This is a genomic window from Pseudoduganella plicata (assembly GCF_004421005.1).
Taxonomy (GTDB): domain Bacteria; phylum Pseudomonadota; class Gammaproteobacteria; order Burkholderiales; family Burkholderiaceae_D; genus Rugamonas; species Rugamonas plicata.
Genome location: NZ_CP038026.1, coordinates 4574603 through 4590478 on the forward strand (window position 1 = coordinate 4574603; position 15876 = coordinate 4590478).

Here is a 15876-nt window from a genome sequence, read left to right on the forward strand (position 1 = left end):
GCGGACTGGCAGGCGGAGACGTCGGATGCGTCAGCGCGCCGCAGGCTGGCCGCGGCGGCGCGATGCCGTGGCGCCGACCAGCAGCAGGCCGGTTGCCAGCATCGCCCAGGTGCCCGGTTCCGGCACGGGCGAGACGGCGCCGGACTTCATCATCGGGGCAATCTGGAACCTGGTTTGCTCGGTCCATACGTTACCCAATTCGGTGTACTCGAATGGATTGTAGCGATAATCGTATTCGCCAAAGCCCGCATGGATGTAATGACCGCTGCCTGCCATGCCTTCCGGATCGCGCCCGTCGGTCGATGCATAGAATTCGAGCTTGCCCCCGACTTGATAGCTGAAGTTGGACATGCCGCATGTATAGTAGGGATTGCCGGTATCGCCGCAGGTCAGATAGTTTGTACTGCCCAGAGTGAACGACGTGATCTCGTTCAGGCGAACAAAGCCATCGCGATCCGCATCCATGCCCGTAAACGAACCGGCGAGACGATAATCCTTCACGAATGCATCGGCCGCTTGGTTAAAGAAACCGGTATAGGCAAACGTCCATGTTATAGGCCCAGCCGCGGCGCTGGCAGCGCTGCTGGTAGCGAAGGTGGCGGCAAATAGGGCAGCAAAGGCAACGGATTTGAACATGATGCATCTCAGCGAAGGGAAGAAAGAGTAGTCATCTTAGAGCTTTATTCCGTTAGGCAAAACACTTTAATGCAAGGCTGTGTGCGGAAACAACGATATAACCTATGTTGCAGGGCCGAAATACCCTTGCGAAAAATAGTTCCCAATAAGAATCCCGACAAAATCTTCGGCTGAGAAATAATAATTTCCAAACGGAACCTTAATTTCCAAAAAATAAATGCCGCCTGCAGTGCGCTCGGAGCGCGCTGAAAGCGGCATTACAGGCAGTTGCAGCGGAATCAGGCAGGGGTATCGAAGCGCAAGCCTTCCAGAGGGAAGCCTTTGATGAACTCGGCGGCAGGCAGGCGCTTGCCGCCGGGTTTCTGCAGTTCCGTCAGGCGCAGGGCGCCGGTGCCGCACGCGACCACGATGCCGTGCTGCGCATCGGCCGCCAGTATCTGGCCGGCCGGGGCTTCGCTGCCGGCGCCCAGCAGTTCCGCACCCCACAGCTTGACGACCGTACCGTTAACGCTGCCATGCGCGCCGGGAAACGGATTGAAGGCGCGGATCTTGCGGTCGATCTCGCGTGCGGCCTGGCTGAAGTCCAGCACCGCTTCTTCCTTGGCGATCTTGGCGGCGTAAGTGACGCCGTGCTCCGGCTGGCGCACCGCCTCGACGATGCCGTGCTCCATCTTGCGCAACACCTTGACGACCATCTGCGCGCCCATCGCCGCCAGGCGGTCGTGCAGCACCGCGGTGGTGTCATGCGGCCCGATCGGAGTGCGCTCGATCAGCAGCATCGGGCCCGTGTCGAGGCCTTCTTCCATCTGCATGATCGTGACGCCCGTTTCCGCATCGCCCGCTTCGATGGCGCGGTGGATCGGTGCGGCGCCGCGCCAGCGCGGCAGCAGGGAGCCGTGGATATTGATACAGGGCTTGATGTCGAGGGTGCTGCGCGGCAGGATCAGGCCGTACGCCGCGACCACCATTGCGTCGTAGTCTGTCGCCAGCAACAGCTCGTGCGCCTGTTTCGCTTCCAGCGCCCGCTGCGGGTCCTTCGCATCCATGCGCAGCGACAGCGGCTGCGCGACCGGCATGCCGTGCGCCAGTGCGTATTGCTTGACGGCCGAAGGCTGCAGATGCAGGCCACGGCCGGCCGGACGGTCCGGCTGCGTCAGCACGAGCGGCACGTCGAATCCGGCCTCGTGGATGGCCTGGAGCGCGACGGCGGCAAATTCTGGCGTACCGGCAAAGACGACTTTCATGGCTTGGCCCGGGATCAACGGCGGCCGGCGGTGCGCAACTGGCGTTCGCGCTCCATGCCGCGCTCTTCCTTCTGCAGCTTGGTCTTGATGCGGTTACGCTTGAGCGGGGACAGGTATTCGACGAACACCTTGCCGGCCAGGTGATCCATTTCATGCTGGATGCACACGGCCAGCAGGCCATCGGCGTCCACTTCGAAGAATTCGCCCCTGGCGTCCTGCGCGCGAACTTTTACCTTGGCCGGACGTTCCACGTCGTCATAAATACCCGGCACGGACAGGCAGCCTTCGTCGTAGACCTGCTTCTCGTCGCTGGCCCACAGGATCTCCGGGTTGATGAAGACCGTCAGCTGATCCTTGGTCTCGCTGATGTCGATGACGATCACTTGCTCGTGCACATCCACCTGGGTGGCGGCCAGGCCGATGCCGGGTGCGTCGTACATGGTCTCGGCCATGTCGGCCACAAGGCGGGCGATGCGCTCGTCGAAGACTTCGACAGGCTTGGCGACCTTGTGCAGGCGGGGATCGGGATAGCGGAGGATGTTCAGTATGGACATTGGTAACTGGTTAATAGTGATGCTGATGAAATGATGTTGCCAAATACAGCGCAAGCCGGACCCGGTGGAAGACGGAGCCGCCGCGGTCCCGGCAAAAAAGCAACGGAGACCAGCAGAAGCAACGCACGCCGCGGCGCGGTTTCGCTTGCTAGTTAAGGGTAAAGTGGGCAGAATTTAGTTCAGTGCGGCAACCTTTCCCGGCCTTTCCGGGAACCGCGAAGCGACACCGCCGAGGTAGCGCGGGCGTCTGTTGAGGGATCGACGGCGTCTGCCAGGTGCCTCCGTCAGTAACGGACATATTCATGAAAAATTTTAGCACAGGTGGCGTCGTCCTGTTGGCGGCAACCCTGTTCTCTGGCGTCGCCGCCGCACAGGCACCCCAGCCCGCCTGCACCTTCCGCGCGGACGCCCCAGACCAGCACCAGGTCGCGCCGGGCGACACCCTGTGGGACATCTCCGCCAGGTTCCTCGACAAGCCGTGGTGCTGGCCGCGCGTATGGGGCATGAACCGCGCCGAGATCGCCAATCCCCACTGGATCTATCCAGGCCAGATCGTGTACTTCGACCGTGCCGCCGGGCGCCTCCGGCTGGCCAACCAGCTTGCGCCGGCGACGGACGTGCCGGGCACGGTCAGGCTGTCGCCGCGCGTGCGCACGGAAGGTCTGGGCAAGGATGCGGTGCGCTCGATTCCGCCCGGCGCCATCGAACCGTTCCTGACGCAGCCGCTGATCGTCGAGGCCGACGAACTGAAGAACGCGCCGCGCATTATCGCCACGCCGGAAAACCATGTGTTTATCGGCAAGGACGACAAGGCCTATGTGCGCGGCAATCTGAACGGCGGCACGTCGTTCCAGGTTTTCCGCCCTGGCAAGCCGCTGATCGATCCGGAGACGAAAGCCGTGGTGGCAACGGAAGCGTTCTATCTCGGCACGCTCAAACTGCTGCGCGAAGCGGCGCCGGGCAGCGACGTCCATACCTTCGTGGTCGCCAGCGCAAAAGAAGAAATGGGTGTGGGCGACCAGCTGATGCAAATGCCGCCCACGCCAATGCAGCACTACGTGCCACATCCGCCGGAAGGAAAAATTGCGGCGCGCGTGCTGGCCATCTATAACGGCGTCACGCATGCGGGGCAGAACCAGGTTGTCAGCATCAATCGCGGCAAGCTTGACGGACTCGATATCGGTGCCGTTCTGCAGTTGTACCATAAGGGCCAGACGGTGAAGGACCCGGGCGCCAGCAAGGGCTGGCACAACCTGGGCAACCCGCAGGTCAAGCTGCCGGATGAAGAAGTGGGCAGCCTGTTTATCTTCCGCGTGTTCAGGCACGTCTCGTATGGCCTGATCATGCAGGTGACGGAACCGGTGGTTGTCGGGGATGTCGCCCGGACTCCGGAGTAACCTACGCCGTGCAAGCCGCGGACTCCCCCTCTGCCCAGCGTCCCCGGTGCCACGACTTCGACAGCGTTGCCGCGTGGCTGCGCCTGACCTGTACGCCCGGACTCGGACGCCTCGCCGCAGCAAGGCTGCTGCAATATCACGGCACGCCGCAGGCCGTGCTGGCGGCCAGCCATGACACACGGTCGTCACAGAATGCAGACAATAATAGCGACGATAATAATGACGATGAGACGCCGTCCCTGACAGCGGCGCAGGCAGGCGCGTTACGCGCGCCGCTGTCGGCCAGGGCGCGTGCGTTGATCGATGCCACGTTGTGCTGGACAAACCAGCCCGGCCACCACCTGCTGACGTATAACGACGACGGCTATCCGCCGCTGCTGCGCCATATACCGGATCCGCCATTGCTGTTGCATGCGCGGGGCAATGCGGCCTTGCTGACGCGTACGGCGATCGGCGTCGTCGGCAGCCGCAATGCAACCACGCAAGGGCGCCTGAATGCGGAGCGCTTCGCGCGCAGCCTGGCCGAGGCCGGCGTGACGATCGTCTCGGGCCTTGCGCTGGGCATCGATGCGGCGGCCCATGCGGGTGCGCTGTCCGGCGCGGGGTCGACGATTGCCGTCATCGGCACGGGCATCGACATCGTTTATCCGGCTGCGAATGCGGTGCTGGCCGCGCGCATCGCGGAAGGCGGCTGCGTCGTCAGCGAGTTCACGCTCGGCACGCCCGCGCGTGCAGCGCACTTCCCGATTCGCAACCGCACCATCAGCGGCATGGCGCGCGGCGTGCTGGTAGTCGAAGCGGCCGAGCGATCGGGCTCGCTGATCACCGCGCGCTGCGCCAACGAGCAGGGACGCGACGTGTATGCAATTCCCGGTTCGATCCATGCAACGCTGTCGAAAGGATGTCACCGGCTGATCCGCGAGGGTGCGCAGCTGGTGGAAACGGCGGACCATATCCTGGCCGCATTGGATGTACGTGAAAGCATGATGCATGCAACCATGGACCGTGCAGGCACGCATGATGTAAATACCGGAAACGCAAGTTGCGAAGACGCCATGCTGACGTCATTGCAGCAAGCCGCGCGGCCCTTGCTTGAGGCGCTGTCGTTCGATCCCGTCAGTGCCGACGACCTCGCAACACGCTTGCAACTCGATGCCGCCGATACTCAGGCAAGTTTGTTGGCATTGGAGCTCGCAGGTGTTGTGGAACGGCTGCCTGGTGGGGCTTTTCAACGACTGAAACGATGATCGCAATGGTGTGGGACTTGTGCCGCGCCGAGCGATGCTGATAGAGTAGCGCCATGTTCGACATCCTAGTTTATCTCTACGAGACCTATTACAGGCCCGACGCATGCCCGGAACCGGCAGCGTTGGCGAAGAAGCTTTCGGCCGTCGGTTTCGACGACGTGGAGATCTCGGAGGCGCTGGTCTGGCTGAACGACCTGACAGAAATGGCAGGCGACGATGAAGACGTTATCGCCGCCTCGACCGGCACGCGCATTTATGTCGAAACGGAACAGGATGTCCTGGGCGCGGCGGCCATCGGCTTCATCGCGTTCCTGGAAAGCGCGCGCGTGCTGTCGCCGCTGCAGCGCGAGATCGTCATCGAACGGGCGTTGTCGCTGGAAGAGTCGCCTGTCAACCTGGGCAAGCTGAAGATCATTGTGCTGATGCTGTTGTGGAGCCAGGGCAAGGAGCCGGACGCGCTGATGTTCGACGACCTGTTCGGTTCCGACGAAGAGCAGGCTCCCCGCCTGCTGCACTGATCCGCGCCTTCCCCGAGGGCGCATGCGTGCGCTATGGTGCGGTTACTATTTCATTAGAGAATCAATCGGTGGCCAGGTGCCAGCCGCAGGCGTTGCCGCAGCTTGCGAAGTTTGACGCAACGCGCTTATGATTGGCCCTTTTGCAAGGCGACAGGCTTGCCGTGCGGTGCTGAAATTGTCGGCGTCCGGCGGCAAAATATGCATCGTCATCGCATCGACTCCGCAATGTCCATGTATGATGCGCCTGCTCCGAGTCAGAGCGTTTTAGCAAAGCAACCGAGAACAACAACCATGAGCAAAACCCTCATCATCGCCGAGAAGCCTTCTGTCGCGAACGATATCGCGAAGTCGCTTGGCGGCTTCACCAAGCACGATGAGTACTTCGAATCCGACGAATACGTGCTGTCTTCCGCCGTGGGCCACCTGCTGGAAATCGCGGTGCCGGAAGAGCACGACGTCAAGCGCGGCAAGTGGAGCTTCGCGCACCTGCCGATGATTCCCCCGTACTTCGCGCTGAACCCCATCGCCAAGACGGAAAGCCGGCTCAAGGTCCTGAATAAACTGATCAAGCGCAAGGACGTCACGGCGCTGATCAACGCATGCGACGCGGGCCGCGAAGGAGAGCTGATCTTCCGCCTGATCGCGCAGAACGCGAAGGCGAAGCAGCCTGTCAAGCGCCTGTGGCTGCAGTCGATGACGCCGAACGCGATCCGCGAAGGTTTCGCGCGGCTGCGCTCGGACGAAGAGATGCTGCCGCTGGCCGACGCCGCGCGCTGCCGTTCCGAGGCCGACTGGCTGATCGGCATCAACGGCACCCGCGCCATGACGGCCTTCAATTCGAAAGAGGGCGGCTTTTACCTGACGACCGTGGGCCGCGTGCAGACGCCGACGCTGTCGATCGTGGTGGAGCGCGAAGACAAGATCAAGAAGTTCGTCCCGCGCGACTACTGGGAAGTGCGCGCCGAATTCGTCTGCGCCGCCGGCGTGTACGAAGGCCGCTGGCTGGACACGAATTTCAAGAAGGACGAGAACGACCCTGAAAAGCGCGCCGAGCGCCTGTGGAGCAAGGCAGCCGCCGATTCGATCGCGCTGGCCTGCCGCGGCAAGCAGGGCATTGTCACCGAGGAATCGAAGCCGACGACGTCGATGGCGCCCGCGCTGTTCGACCTGACGTCGCTGCAGCGCGAGGCCAACGGCCGCTTCGGCTTCTCGGCCAAGAACACGCTGGGGCTGGCCCAGGCGCTGTACGAAAAGCACAAGGTGCTGACGTATCCGCGTACCGATTCGCGTCACCTGCCGGAAGACTATCTGCCGACCGTGCAGTCCACGCTGGAAGTGGTCAAGCAGAACCCGAACTATCACCAGTTCGCCAAGACGATCCTGGACAAGGGTTGGGTCAAGCCGAACAAGCGCATCTTCGACAACACGAAGATATCGGACCACTTTGCGATCATCCCGACCGGCATCGCGCCGAAAGGCCTGTCCGAGCCCGAACAGAAGCTGTACGACCTCGTCACGCGCCGCTTCATGGCCGTGTTCTTCCCGGCGGCCGAATTCCAGGTCACCACGCGCTATACGGAAGTCTCGGGCCACCAGTTCAAGACCGAAGGCAAGGTCATGACGAACCCGGGCTGGCTGGCCGTGTACGGCAAGGACACCACCGACGACAAGGAAGGCGGCGGCAACCTGGTGCCGGTGGCGAAGGGCGAGAAGGTGCTGACGGACCAGGTCAACGCCAATGGGCTGGTGACGAAGCCGCCCGCACGCTACACGGAAGCGACGCTGCTCTCCGCGATGGAAGGCGCCGGCAAGCTGGTGGACTCGGACGAACTGCGCGACGCGATGGCCGGCAAGGGCCTCGGCACGCCAGCCACGCGCGCGGCCATCATCGAGGGCCTGCTGACGGAGAAATACCTGATCCGCGAAGGGCGCGAACTGATCCCGACCGCCAAGGCGTCGCAGCTGATGACGCTCCTGCGCGGCCTCGGCGTCAACGAACTGACGGCACCGGAGCTGACGGGCGAGTGGGAATACAAGCTGTCGCAGATGGAGAAGGGCCGCATCTCGCGTGAGGAGTTCATGCGCGAGATCGCGCAGATGACGCAGATTATCGTCAAGCGCGCCAAGGAATACGACAACGACACCATTCCCGGCGACTACGCGACGCTGCAGACGCCATGCCCGAACTGCGCCGGCGTCGTCAAGGAAAACTACCGCCGCTTCGCCTGCACGAAGTGCGACTTCTCGATGGGCAAGACGCCTGGCAGCCGCCAGTTCGAGATCGCCGAAGTGGAAGAACTGCTGAAGAACCGCACCATCGGTCCGCTGCAGGGCTTCCGCTCGAAGATGGGCCGGCCGTTCGCCGCCATCCTGCGCATCGTGCGCGACGAGGACATCAACAACTACAAGGTCGAATTCGACTTCGGCCAGAACGACGAGGGCGAGGACGGCGAAGGCGTCGACTTCACCGGCCAGACCGCGCTGGGGCCGTGCCCGAAGTGCAATGGCGGCGTCTACGAAATGGGTCTGGCGTATGTGTGCGAGCACAGCGTCGCCAAACCGAAGACGTGCGACTTCCGCAGCGGCCGCATCATCCTGCAGCAGGAAATCCTGCCGGAGCAGATGGCCAAGCTGCTCAACGAGGGCAAGACGGATCTGCTGCCGGGCTTCGTCTCGCAACGCACGCGCCGGCCGTTCAAGGCATTCCTGACGCGGGGCAAGGACGGCAAGATCAGCTTCGAGTTCGAACCGCGCAAGGAAAAGCCGGGCGCCAAGCCGAAGGCCGCGGCCGAACCTGTGGCAGAGGGTGAAGAAGCCGCGGTGCCGGCGAAGAAGACGGCGGCGAAGAAGACCGCCGCCGCCAAGCCGGCTGTCAAGAAAGCTGCCGCTGCGAAGGCGCCTGCCAGGAAGGCTCCCGCGAAAAAGGCGGCGGTGAAGAAGGCTGTCGCGACGGAATAAAACTAAAACGGGACCTGCGGGTCCCGTTTTTATTCGCTGTCGGCCGTTACATCGGCTTCAGCGCAGGTCGTCGGTATGGAAATACACCGTGCCGCCGATGGTCGCAGCCGGCACCTCCAGCGCCGCGGCCAGCTCGCGCGCGGAAGGCTGCTTCAGCCCCACCTTGGGTACCGTGACAGAGGCTGAATCCGCCCCCGGCGCGGCGCGATAGGCGACGATATGGTCAAAGTCCGGGCGGCTGTCGATCGTCTTGACGAGGAAGCGCAGGCGGCCCGCGCCGACCTGCAGGTAGCGCGCGCTGGCGTTCTCCAGCGTCTGCGGCGAGAGCCGGCGGAACAGCAGCACCTCGTCCACCACGATTTCCACGTTCCTATACTGCGGCTTGCCGCCCTGTTCGAAGTGTCCCTGGACAACGGTGGCACGGAAGGCGCGCAGCGGCGCTGGCGCGGCGGGTGCCAGCCGGTCCAGCTCGAACTTTTCCGGATCGATCGTCCACAGCGCCGTGTGTCCGTCCAGCCGCTGACGCAGCTCGCCATCGAGTCGGGCATCGGACAGCCGCACGCGCAGGATCACCTGGTAATCGTGCGGCGCGTGGAACATCGGCAGGTGCGATGCATACAGCGCTTCGCGGCCACCGAACAGCGCCATGCCGTGCGTGCCGTAGGTCACGCCGGCGGCGTGTACGGGAACAAACGGCAGCATGGCGGCCAGCAGCAGCGCGCGGCGCAATGGAGAAAAAGGGCGTGTGCTCATGCCGCGATGGTAAGGCCGTTGCTGCCGTAGAGGCAAGGCATAAACTGTGCGCGCATCGCACGGTTGCATCGTGTTGCTGGACGATGCGAAGATGCCGCAGGAACCAGAAATTTCCAAGTGGAAACCAAGAATATGCTAGACTTGCCTCCCTTTTGAGCAACTCGCATCTTGTCGCTGAGATTTCTGCGGCGACAATATTCTCACAACATGAACAATCTGAAAATCGGCACCCGCCTCAGCGCGGGCTTCGGCCTCGTTCTCGCCCTCATGATTCTGATGACGGGCTTCGGCATCTATCACATGCAATCGGTGGCCAGCGCGACGCGCGAGCTGACCCATGTGCCGCTGGCGAAGGAGCGCATGGTGTCCGACTGGTACCTGCGCATTCACACCAGCGTGCGCCGCACCACCGCCATCTCGAAGAGCGCCGACCCGTCGCTGGGCGCGTTCTTCTCGGAGGAAACCGCCAACTCGACAAAGGAAGTTTCCGCGCTGCAGAAGCAGGTCGAGCCGCTGCTGGTGAGCGGACCGGAAAAAGAAGCGTTCAATCGCATCGTCACGGCGCGCAAGGCGTACCTGGCGTCGCGTGACGGTATCGTTGCACTGAAAAAAGAAGGCAAGATCGAGGAGGCCAACGAGCTGCTGATCAAGACTTTCGTGCCGGACGGCAAAGCCTATCTGGACGCGCTGGGCGACCTGCTGCAGCTGCAGCGCCAGGTCATCGACAAGGAAGCCGAGCGCATCGAGCACAATTACCAGAGCAGCCGCAGCTTCATGATCGTGTTCGGCACCGTCGTGCTGGCATTCGGCGCATTCTGCTCGTGGTGGCTGACGCGCGGTATCGTCGTGCCGCTGAACCGCGCCGTGGAAGTGGCGTGGTCGGTGGCGAACAACGACCTGCGCAGCGATATCCAGAGCACGACGAACGATGAAACGGGCCGCCTGCTGGGCGCCCTCAAAACGATGAACGACAACCTGGCACGCATCGTCGGCCAGGTGCGCAACGGCACGGAGCACATCTCCAGCGCGTCCGGCGAAATCGCCGCCGGCAACCTGGACCTGTCGTCGCGCACGGAGCAGCAGGCCAGCGCGCTGGAAGAAACCGCGTCGTCGATGGAAGAACTGACGTCGACCGTGCGCCAGAACGCGGACAACGCACGGCAGGCCAATCAGCTGGCCGTGAGCGCGTCCGATGTGGCCGTGCGCGGCGGCGAGGTGGTCGGCCGCGTGGTCGAAACGATGGATTCGATCAACGCCTCGGCACGAAAGATCGTCGACATCATCTCCGTGATCGACGGCATCGCCTTCCAGACCAACATCCTGGCGCTGAACGCTGCCGTGGAAGCGGCGCGGGCCGGTGAACAGGGCCGTGGCTTCGCCGTCGTTGCCAGCGAAGTGCGCAACCTGGCACAGCGCTCGGCCGCCGCCGCGAAGGAAATCAAGGTGCTGATCGGCGATTCGGTCGACAAGGTCGACACGGGCAGCAAGCTGGTGGGCCAGGCCGGCACGACGATGGCCGAAGTGGTGCAGAGCATCCACCGCGTGACGGACATCATGGGCGAGATCACGACGGCCAGCGTGGAGCAGAGCGCCGGGATCGAGCAGGTCAACAGCGCCATCGCCGACATGGACAGCGTGACGCAGCAGAACGCCGCGCTGGTCGAGGAAGCCGCCGCCGCCGCCGCGTCGCTGCGCGAGCAGGCCGCCGCGCTGGCGGGCGTGGTCAGCGTCTTCAAGCTGCAGTAAATAAAAAAACCGGTGACAGGCTCCGTTTTTGAACAATCGGAGCCTGTCACCGGTTCAGTGGGCTCTGACGCCGCGCACTGCGAATCAGTTCTAAAACCGGTGACAGGCTCCCTTTTCTAATAGGAGCCTGTCACCGGTTTCTTCATGTCCGGGGCGGCGGCGCCCGCGTCAGTCCTTCAAATCCGCCGGGACCTTGCCGCCATTGGCGGCCAGCTTGTTCATCACCTGCCGGTGCAGCCAGATGTTCATCTTGGCCGAATCGCCCATATCGCCCGAATAGTGCAGTTCCTGCGCCAGCTCCTTGCGCGACTGCAGGCTGCTGTCCAGGTCCAGCAACTTCAGCAGGTCGACGATCGACGTGCGCCAGTTCAGCGGCTGGCCGGCCTGCTGGGCTTTCTGGTTCAGGATCGCCTCGACGTCCACCTCGGCCATCGCGGCGGGGGCGGCAGCCGCTTGTGCCGAAGGCGCCGCCGGTGCCGGTGCCGGCGCGGCAGGGGAGGCCGCAGCCGGCGCGGTCTGAGGCGCAGGTGCGGGCGCAGCGGCAGGAGCGGCCGGCTTCTGCTGCACGGCCGGATGCGACGACGGGAAGATCTTGTGGAAGATATTGCTCAGGATACCCATATGCAGCTCCTTGTTCGAGTTGGAAGAAATCAGTTCCGGTGCGACTGGGCGATCTTGCCCAGCACGATGGCCAGCGCGGCGCCGCCCAGCGCTTTCACCAGCGTGGGATGTTCCGCGTAGAAGTTGCCCATGTGGTCGACGATGCCGGGGTTGTGCTGTTCGGCCGTGGCGGCGATTTCCTGCACTTGCGCCGGCGTGATCTGTTCGGCCTGTTCCGGCGTCACCTGCGGTTGCGCGCCGCCCTTGAACAGGCTGCCCACGCCACCGGCCAGCGAGGCCAGCATCGCCGGGCTGACATTGGCCAGCAACTGGTTCAGCATGCCGGCGCGCTGGGTCGGATCGCTGCGGCCGAACAGCTGGCTGACCAGCGTTGCGAACGGCGGCGTCTGGTCCGAGCGCAGCGCTTCCGTCACGCCTTGCGCCACCGATGCTTTCGGCGCCTGCTGCGCGACGTTGCCGAAGTCCTTCTCCGCCCGCGCAGGGTCGGCTGCGCCTCCCAGGTACTGCTGCAGCATGTTACCGAGATCGAATGCCATTGCTCACTCCTGTGTTGTCTGCAAAACGCCAGCGTAGGGCAGCGGCAGGGCGGGGTCTGTTCGCGGTTTAACCCAGGCTATGGCGCGGTGGTTTCGACAGCGATCATGTTGTCGCCGGGCTTGCGATCGATCAGCTTGTTGTCCGGGTCGATGCCGGCGCGAGCCGGACGTCGGGCCACGATCGTCCTGTACGTGGTCTCGCGCTGGTTCATCAGCTTGCGTTCGCGCGCCAACGGCTTGCCGTCCTTGTCGTCCACGCCGATGTCGATGAAGTCCGCCAGCGGCGCTTCCTTCTCGGACCCGAGGCCGTCCGCGCGCAGCTTGGCCGCGTGTACCGTCAGCGTCACGTCGTAACGGCCGTCCGCGCGCCTGCCGTACGTGGCCGTCAGCGCCCGGTTGTCGTACAGGACGATGGCGTTGAACAGGTCGTCGACGAGGTAGGCCTGGGCTGGCGGCACGACGGCACGCAGGCCGTCCACCAGCGCTGTCACGCTCGGGTAAGGCCCGTTGCGGAAGGCGTACTGCCGCAGCAGTTGCCGCAGCAGTGCGTTGATGCGTTCCTCGCCGACGATGTCCTGCAGCTGGTACATCGCCAGGCTGCCCTTGCGATAGTGGATGTAACCCTGGTTCTCGTTGTCGGCCAGCGGCAGCTCCGTCTTGTTCTCCATCGCGCGGCCCATCAGGTACATGTCGAGGTCATAGCGCAGGAAGCGGCGCATCCGTTCCGGGCCGAACGTTTTCTTCATCACCATCAGCGCCGAATACTCCGCCAGCGTTTCGGAAAGCACGGTGGCGCCGCGCGTATTGCCGCCCACCAGCTGGTGTCCCCACCACTGGTGCGCCACCTCGTGGGCCGTCACATAATAGGGATAGTCGATGTCTTTCGGATTCTTCTCGTCCACTTTGGCGATGAAGCCCATGCTTTCCGAGAAGGGCACCGTGTTCGGGTAGGACTGCGCATATCGCTCATACGCCGGGAATTCGACGACGCGCAGGATCTTGTGCTGGTACGGCCCGAAGTTGCGGGTGTTGTAATCGAGCGCGTCGCGCACGCCGCGCGTGATGCGGTCCAGGTTGTACTCGTGGCCAGGATGGTAGTAGACCTCGATGCCGACGTCCTGCCACCAGTCGTGCCGCGTGGCATAGCGCGCCGACTGGAACGAATAGAAGTTCAGGATCGGCTTGTCCGTCCGATAGTGGAAATAACGCCGCCCGGCGCGCGTCCATTCCTTCACCAGCGTGCCGGGAGCGATCGCGGTCTGGCCGGCGGCGGTGCCGATGACGGCGTCGAACGTGGCCCAGTCGGCGTCGCTGCTCATCACATTGTCCGCCAGCCCTTTCGGATCGTCGCGCGCGGGCTGGCGTGCCTGCGGTTGCAGGCCGTGCCTGCGGCGGTCGCGCGGGTCGGCCAGTTCGTAGTCGCGCTGGTAGCCGATGTGCGGCAGCACGCTGTTGTTGAAGAACGTGCCGTTGGCAACGACGGGCGTGTCCTGGCCCAGGCCGAATATGCCCTTCGGTTCGTAGACGACCTCGAACTCCAGCGGCAGCGTGGCGCCCGGCGCCAGCGGCGTCGCCAGCGCATAGGCATGCATGCCCAGCGCCGCATCGTTCAATGTCGCGCGGGCCGGCACGCCGAAGCGCAGCGGCCGCATCGCCGCATGCGGTTCCTGCGTGACGTAGACGGTGCCGATCGGCTGCGTGCCGCGGTTCTCCAGCAGGTAACGGCCACGCGCCACGAGGCGGCGCTGGTCCGGCATCATCTCCACGCTCAGCTTCACATCGGCGATGCGCGGCTGCGGCAGCGCGGCGATCTTCTTGTACTGCTTCTCGTAGTCGGCCCGGTTGGCGCCCTGCCGATAAGCCGTCTCGAACTTGTTGGCGACGTTCAGGTTGTAGAACAGGACGGCGCCGGTAGCAGCGAACAGCAGGGCGCCGGCGCCGAACGTGGCGATCACGGGCATCGTCAGCGCGTGGCGTGCGAGGCGGCGGCGTGTGTGCCATTCCTCGCTCACGCCGCGCGGCCAGAACACCAGCGTCAATACGGACAGCATCAGCGCCGCGCCGCCCCAGTACAGCTGGTACCAGCGCTCGCGCAGCAGGAAGTGGCCGTAGCCATTCATGTCGGAATAGCGGATTTCCGGAGTGACGCCGTACAGCACCAGCGGGTGTTCCAGGCCCAGGCCGGCCAGCGTGATGGTGGCGATGTAGTAGAGGATCATCGCGCAGTACGCGACATATTTGTGGCCAAGCAGGACCTGCGCGGCAATCGCCAGGACGGCAACCAGCGCGTAATACGGCAGCTCGATGGTGTACAGCTGCGTGAGGTACAGGCCGGGCTCGAAATCGAAGTAGCCGTTGAAGACCTGGATCGACATCCCGCACAGCATGACGACCAGCAGCAGCAGCGCCTGCAGGCCGATCAACGCGCCCAGTTTCGACACCATCGGCAGCCAGCTCGGCACGGGCAGCGCGTCGAGCAGCTGCGACATGCGGTGCTCGCGCTCGCGCCAGACCAGCTCCCCGGCATAGAACGTCGTGATGACGAGCATGAACGGCGTAAACGTCTTGCGCACCATTTCCAGCACCACGTACGTCAGTGGATAGGTGTTGGTGCCCCAGATCGAACCCATGTCCAGCGCACCGGCGTACATCGTCAGCACGCCCGCCAGCACCAGCACGAAGAAGTAGATGTTTTTCGTCGTCTCGCGCAGGTTCAGCCAGGTGAACTGCGCCAGCAGCAACGGCAGGCTGCGGGCCTTGAAGTCGGGCGGCTCGACGGAGCGGGCGGCCGTCGTCGTAATGCGCAGCGGGGCGTCGCTGTCGCCGCGGGCGGCCGTGCCGCCGTCGAGCGTGCCGACGAAATGGAAGCGCCAGTAGCCCAGCATCAGCGCGACCAGCGAGAACGAGCACCAGATGACGCGGTTGAGAAGGTAGACGCCTTCGGGCAGCACCAGGCGCGTATTGCGTTCCGCGATGGGCCAGTATTCCGTCAGGCGGATCACGGCGGCCGTGCCGAACGGATCGATCAGCGCGGCCAGGGTCTTGTAATCGAGGTCGCGCGCCAGGCTGGGCGCGACGATGTACCCGATCAGCATGACGACGCTGCTGACGTAGACGGGCAGCATGCGCCGCGTCAGCGCCGCCAGCACGTAGAAGATGGCGCCGAAGATGAACAGGTTGGGCAGCAGCGCGACGAAGTACGACAGCACGTACGCCTGAAGCCGGAACGGGCCGAGGCGGTCCGGGTCGACGCCCGGCAGCCAGGTGCCGAGCACATGGCCCAGCGGGACGCTGAGGAAGATCGCGGCCAGCACCAGCCACGCACCGAGGAAGCGGCCCAGCATGTACTGGTGCTTGCGGATCGGCGCCGTGAAGAAGAAGTGGTGCATGTCGTATTCGAAGTCCTGCTGCACCGCGCGGCCCATCATCGCCGCGACGACGACGACGCCCAGGCACGCCAGCGCGCTGGCCGTGAACATGATGGGCATGGGCGCGTTGATCAGGACCCGGCCGCCGAAGGAAACGGTGGCGTTCTTGAAGACGCCGCCGGCCGCGCCGGCCCAGAGCAGCGACAGCGACAGGAACATCAGGAAGTAGACCCACGTCGAGAGCAGGCGGAATCGCTGTCTTGCCTCGAACAGCGCGATGGAGAGCAATGCGGTCATG

The 15876-nt window shown here is 64.0% G+C and carries 12 protein-coding genes; 5 read left to right on the forward strand and 7 right to left on the reverse strand.

The annotated features are described in order from the left end of the window. Positions 1-30: 30 nt before the first annotated feature. The 3 genes from E1742_RS20215 to def form a co-directional block, all read right to left on the reverse strand. Positions 31-636, reverse strand: a complete 606-nt coding sequence (locus tag E1742_RS20215; protein ID WP_134386941.1) for a PEP-CTERM sorting domain-containing protein — start codon at positions 634-636, stop codon at positions 31-33. Between the two features lie 278 nt (positions 637-914). Next, entirely contained in the window at positions 915-1880 is a 966-nt protein-coding gene (gene fmt / locus E1742_RS20220) for a methionyl-tRNA formyltransferase (protein ID WP_134386942.1), read from the reverse strand. Positions 1881-1894: 14 nt separating this feature from the next. Next, complete coding sequence (gene def / locus E1742_RS20225) at positions 1895-2434, reverse strand: peptide deformylase (protein ID WP_134386943.1); 540 nt, start codon at positions 2432-2434, stop codon at positions 1895-1897. Between the two features lie 302 nt (positions 2435-2736). On the opposite strand from def, the gene E1742_RS20230 reads away from it, so the two are divergent. From E1742_RS20230 to E1742_RS20245, 4 genes are all read left to right on the forward strand, one after another. Then, positions 2737-3831 carry a LysM peptidoglycan-binding domain-containing protein gene (locus E1742_RS20230; protein ID WP_134386944.1) on the forward strand — a complete coding sequence of 365 codons (1095 nt, stop codon included), beginning with the start codon at positions 2737-2739 and terminating at the stop codon, positions 3829-3831. Between the two features lie 8 nt (positions 3832-3839). Then, the gene (gene dprA / locus E1742_RS20235) at positions 3840-5078 is read left to right on the forward strand and encodes a DNA-processing protein DprA (RefSeq protein ID WP_134386945.1); all 1239 of its coding nucleotides are present in this window, start codon (positions 3840-3842) and stop codon (positions 5076-5078) included. A gap of 53 nt (positions 5079-5131) precedes the next feature. After that, entirely contained in the window at positions 5132-5596 is a 465-nt protein-coding gene (locus tag E1742_RS20240; RefSeq protein ID WP_134386946.1) for a Smg family protein, read from the forward strand. 291 nt (positions 5597-5887) lie between these two features. Further along, the gene (locus tag E1742_RS20245; protein ID WP_134386947.1) at positions 5888-8554 is read left to right on the forward strand and encodes a DNA topoisomerase III; all 2667 of its coding nucleotides are present in this window, start codon (positions 5888-5890) and stop codon (positions 8552-8554) included. 57 nt (positions 8555-8611) lie between these two features. Here E1742_RS20245 and E1742_RS20250 read toward each other — a convergent pair whose 3' ends face one another. Further along, positions 8612-9307: a hypothetical protein gene (locus tag E1742_RS20250; protein WP_229466136.1), complete on the reverse strand. Its 696-nt coding sequence runs from the start codon at positions 9305-9307 to the stop codon at positions 8612-8614. Positions 9308-9514: 207 nt separating this feature from the next. Here E1742_RS20250 and E1742_RS20255 point away from each other — a divergent pair, with 207 nt between their 5' ends. Then, the gene (locus E1742_RS20255) at positions 9515-11053 is read left to right on the forward strand and encodes a methyl-accepting chemotaxis protein (protein WP_134386948.1); all 1539 of its coding nucleotides are present in this window, start codon (positions 9515-9517) and stop codon (positions 11051-11053) included. A 168-nt stretch (positions 11054-11221) separates the two neighbouring features. Here the strand turns inward: E1742_RS20255 and E1742_RS20260 are convergent, their stop codons facing one another. From E1742_RS20260 to E1742_RS20270, 3 genes are all read right to left on the reverse strand, one after another. Next, positions 11222-11674 (reverse strand): DUF3597 domain-containing protein, encoded by a 453-nt coding sequence (locus E1742_RS20260; protein WP_134386949.1) that lies wholly within the window; start codon positions 11672-11674, stop codon positions 11222-11224. Positions 11675-11703: 29 nt separating this feature from the next. Continuing rightward, positions 11704-12210 (reverse strand): hypothetical protein, encoded by a 507-nt coding sequence (locus E1742_RS20265; RefSeq protein ID WP_229466138.1) that lies wholly within the window; start codon positions 12208-12210, stop codon positions 11704-11706. Positions 12211-12287: 77 nt separating this feature from the next. Beyond that, positions 12288-15875: an ABC transporter permease/M1 family aminopeptidase gene (locus tag E1742_RS20270; protein ID WP_229466140.1), complete on the reverse strand. Its 3588-nt coding sequence runs from the start codon at positions 15873-15875 to the stop codon at positions 12288-12290. Between the last annotated feature and the right edge of the window lies 1 nt (position 15876).

Coding starts and splice junctions, on each gene's coding strand:
- E1742_RS20215 (WP_134386941.1), bottom strand. CDS start 636: ATGTTCAAATCCGTTGCCTTTGCTGCCCTATTTGCCGCCACCTTCGCT.
- fmt (WP_134386942.1), bottom strand. CDS start 1,880: ATGAAAGTCGTCTTTGCCGGTACGCCAGAATTTGCCGCCGTCGCGCTC.
- def (WP_134386943.1), bottom strand. CDS start 2,434: ATGTCCATACTGAACATCCTCCGCTATCCCGATCCCCGCCTGCACAAG.
- E1742_RS20230 (WP_134386944.1), top strand. CDS start 2,737: ATGAAAAATTTTAGCACAGGTGGCGTCGTCCTGTTGGCGGCAACCCTG.
- E1742_RS20240 (WP_134386946.1), top strand. CDS start 5,132: ATGTTCGACATCCTAGTTTATCTCTACGAGACCTATTACAGGCCCGAC.
- E1742_RS20245 (WP_134386947.1), top strand. CDS start 5,888: ATGAGCAAAACCCTCATCATCGCCGAGAAGCCTTCTGTCGCGAACGAT.
- E1742_RS20250 (WP_229466136.1), bottom strand. CDS start 9,307: ATGAGCACACGCCCTTTTTCTCCATTGCGCCGCGCGCTGCTGCTGGCC.
- E1742_RS20255 (WP_134386948.1), top strand. CDS start 9,515: ATGAACAATCTGAAAATCGGCACCCGCCTCAGCGCGGGCTTCGGCCTC.
- E1742_RS20260 (WP_134386949.1), bottom strand. CDS start 11,674: ATGGGTATCCTGAGCAATATCTTCCACAAGATCTTCCCGTCGTCGCAT.
- E1742_RS20265 (WP_229466138.1), bottom strand. CDS start 12,210: ATGGCATTCGATCTCGGTAACATGCTGCAGCAGTACCTGGGAGGCGCA.
- E1742_RS20270 (WP_229466140.1), bottom strand. CDS start 15,875: ATGACCGCATTGCTCTCCATCGCGCTGTTCGAGGCAAGACAGCGATTC.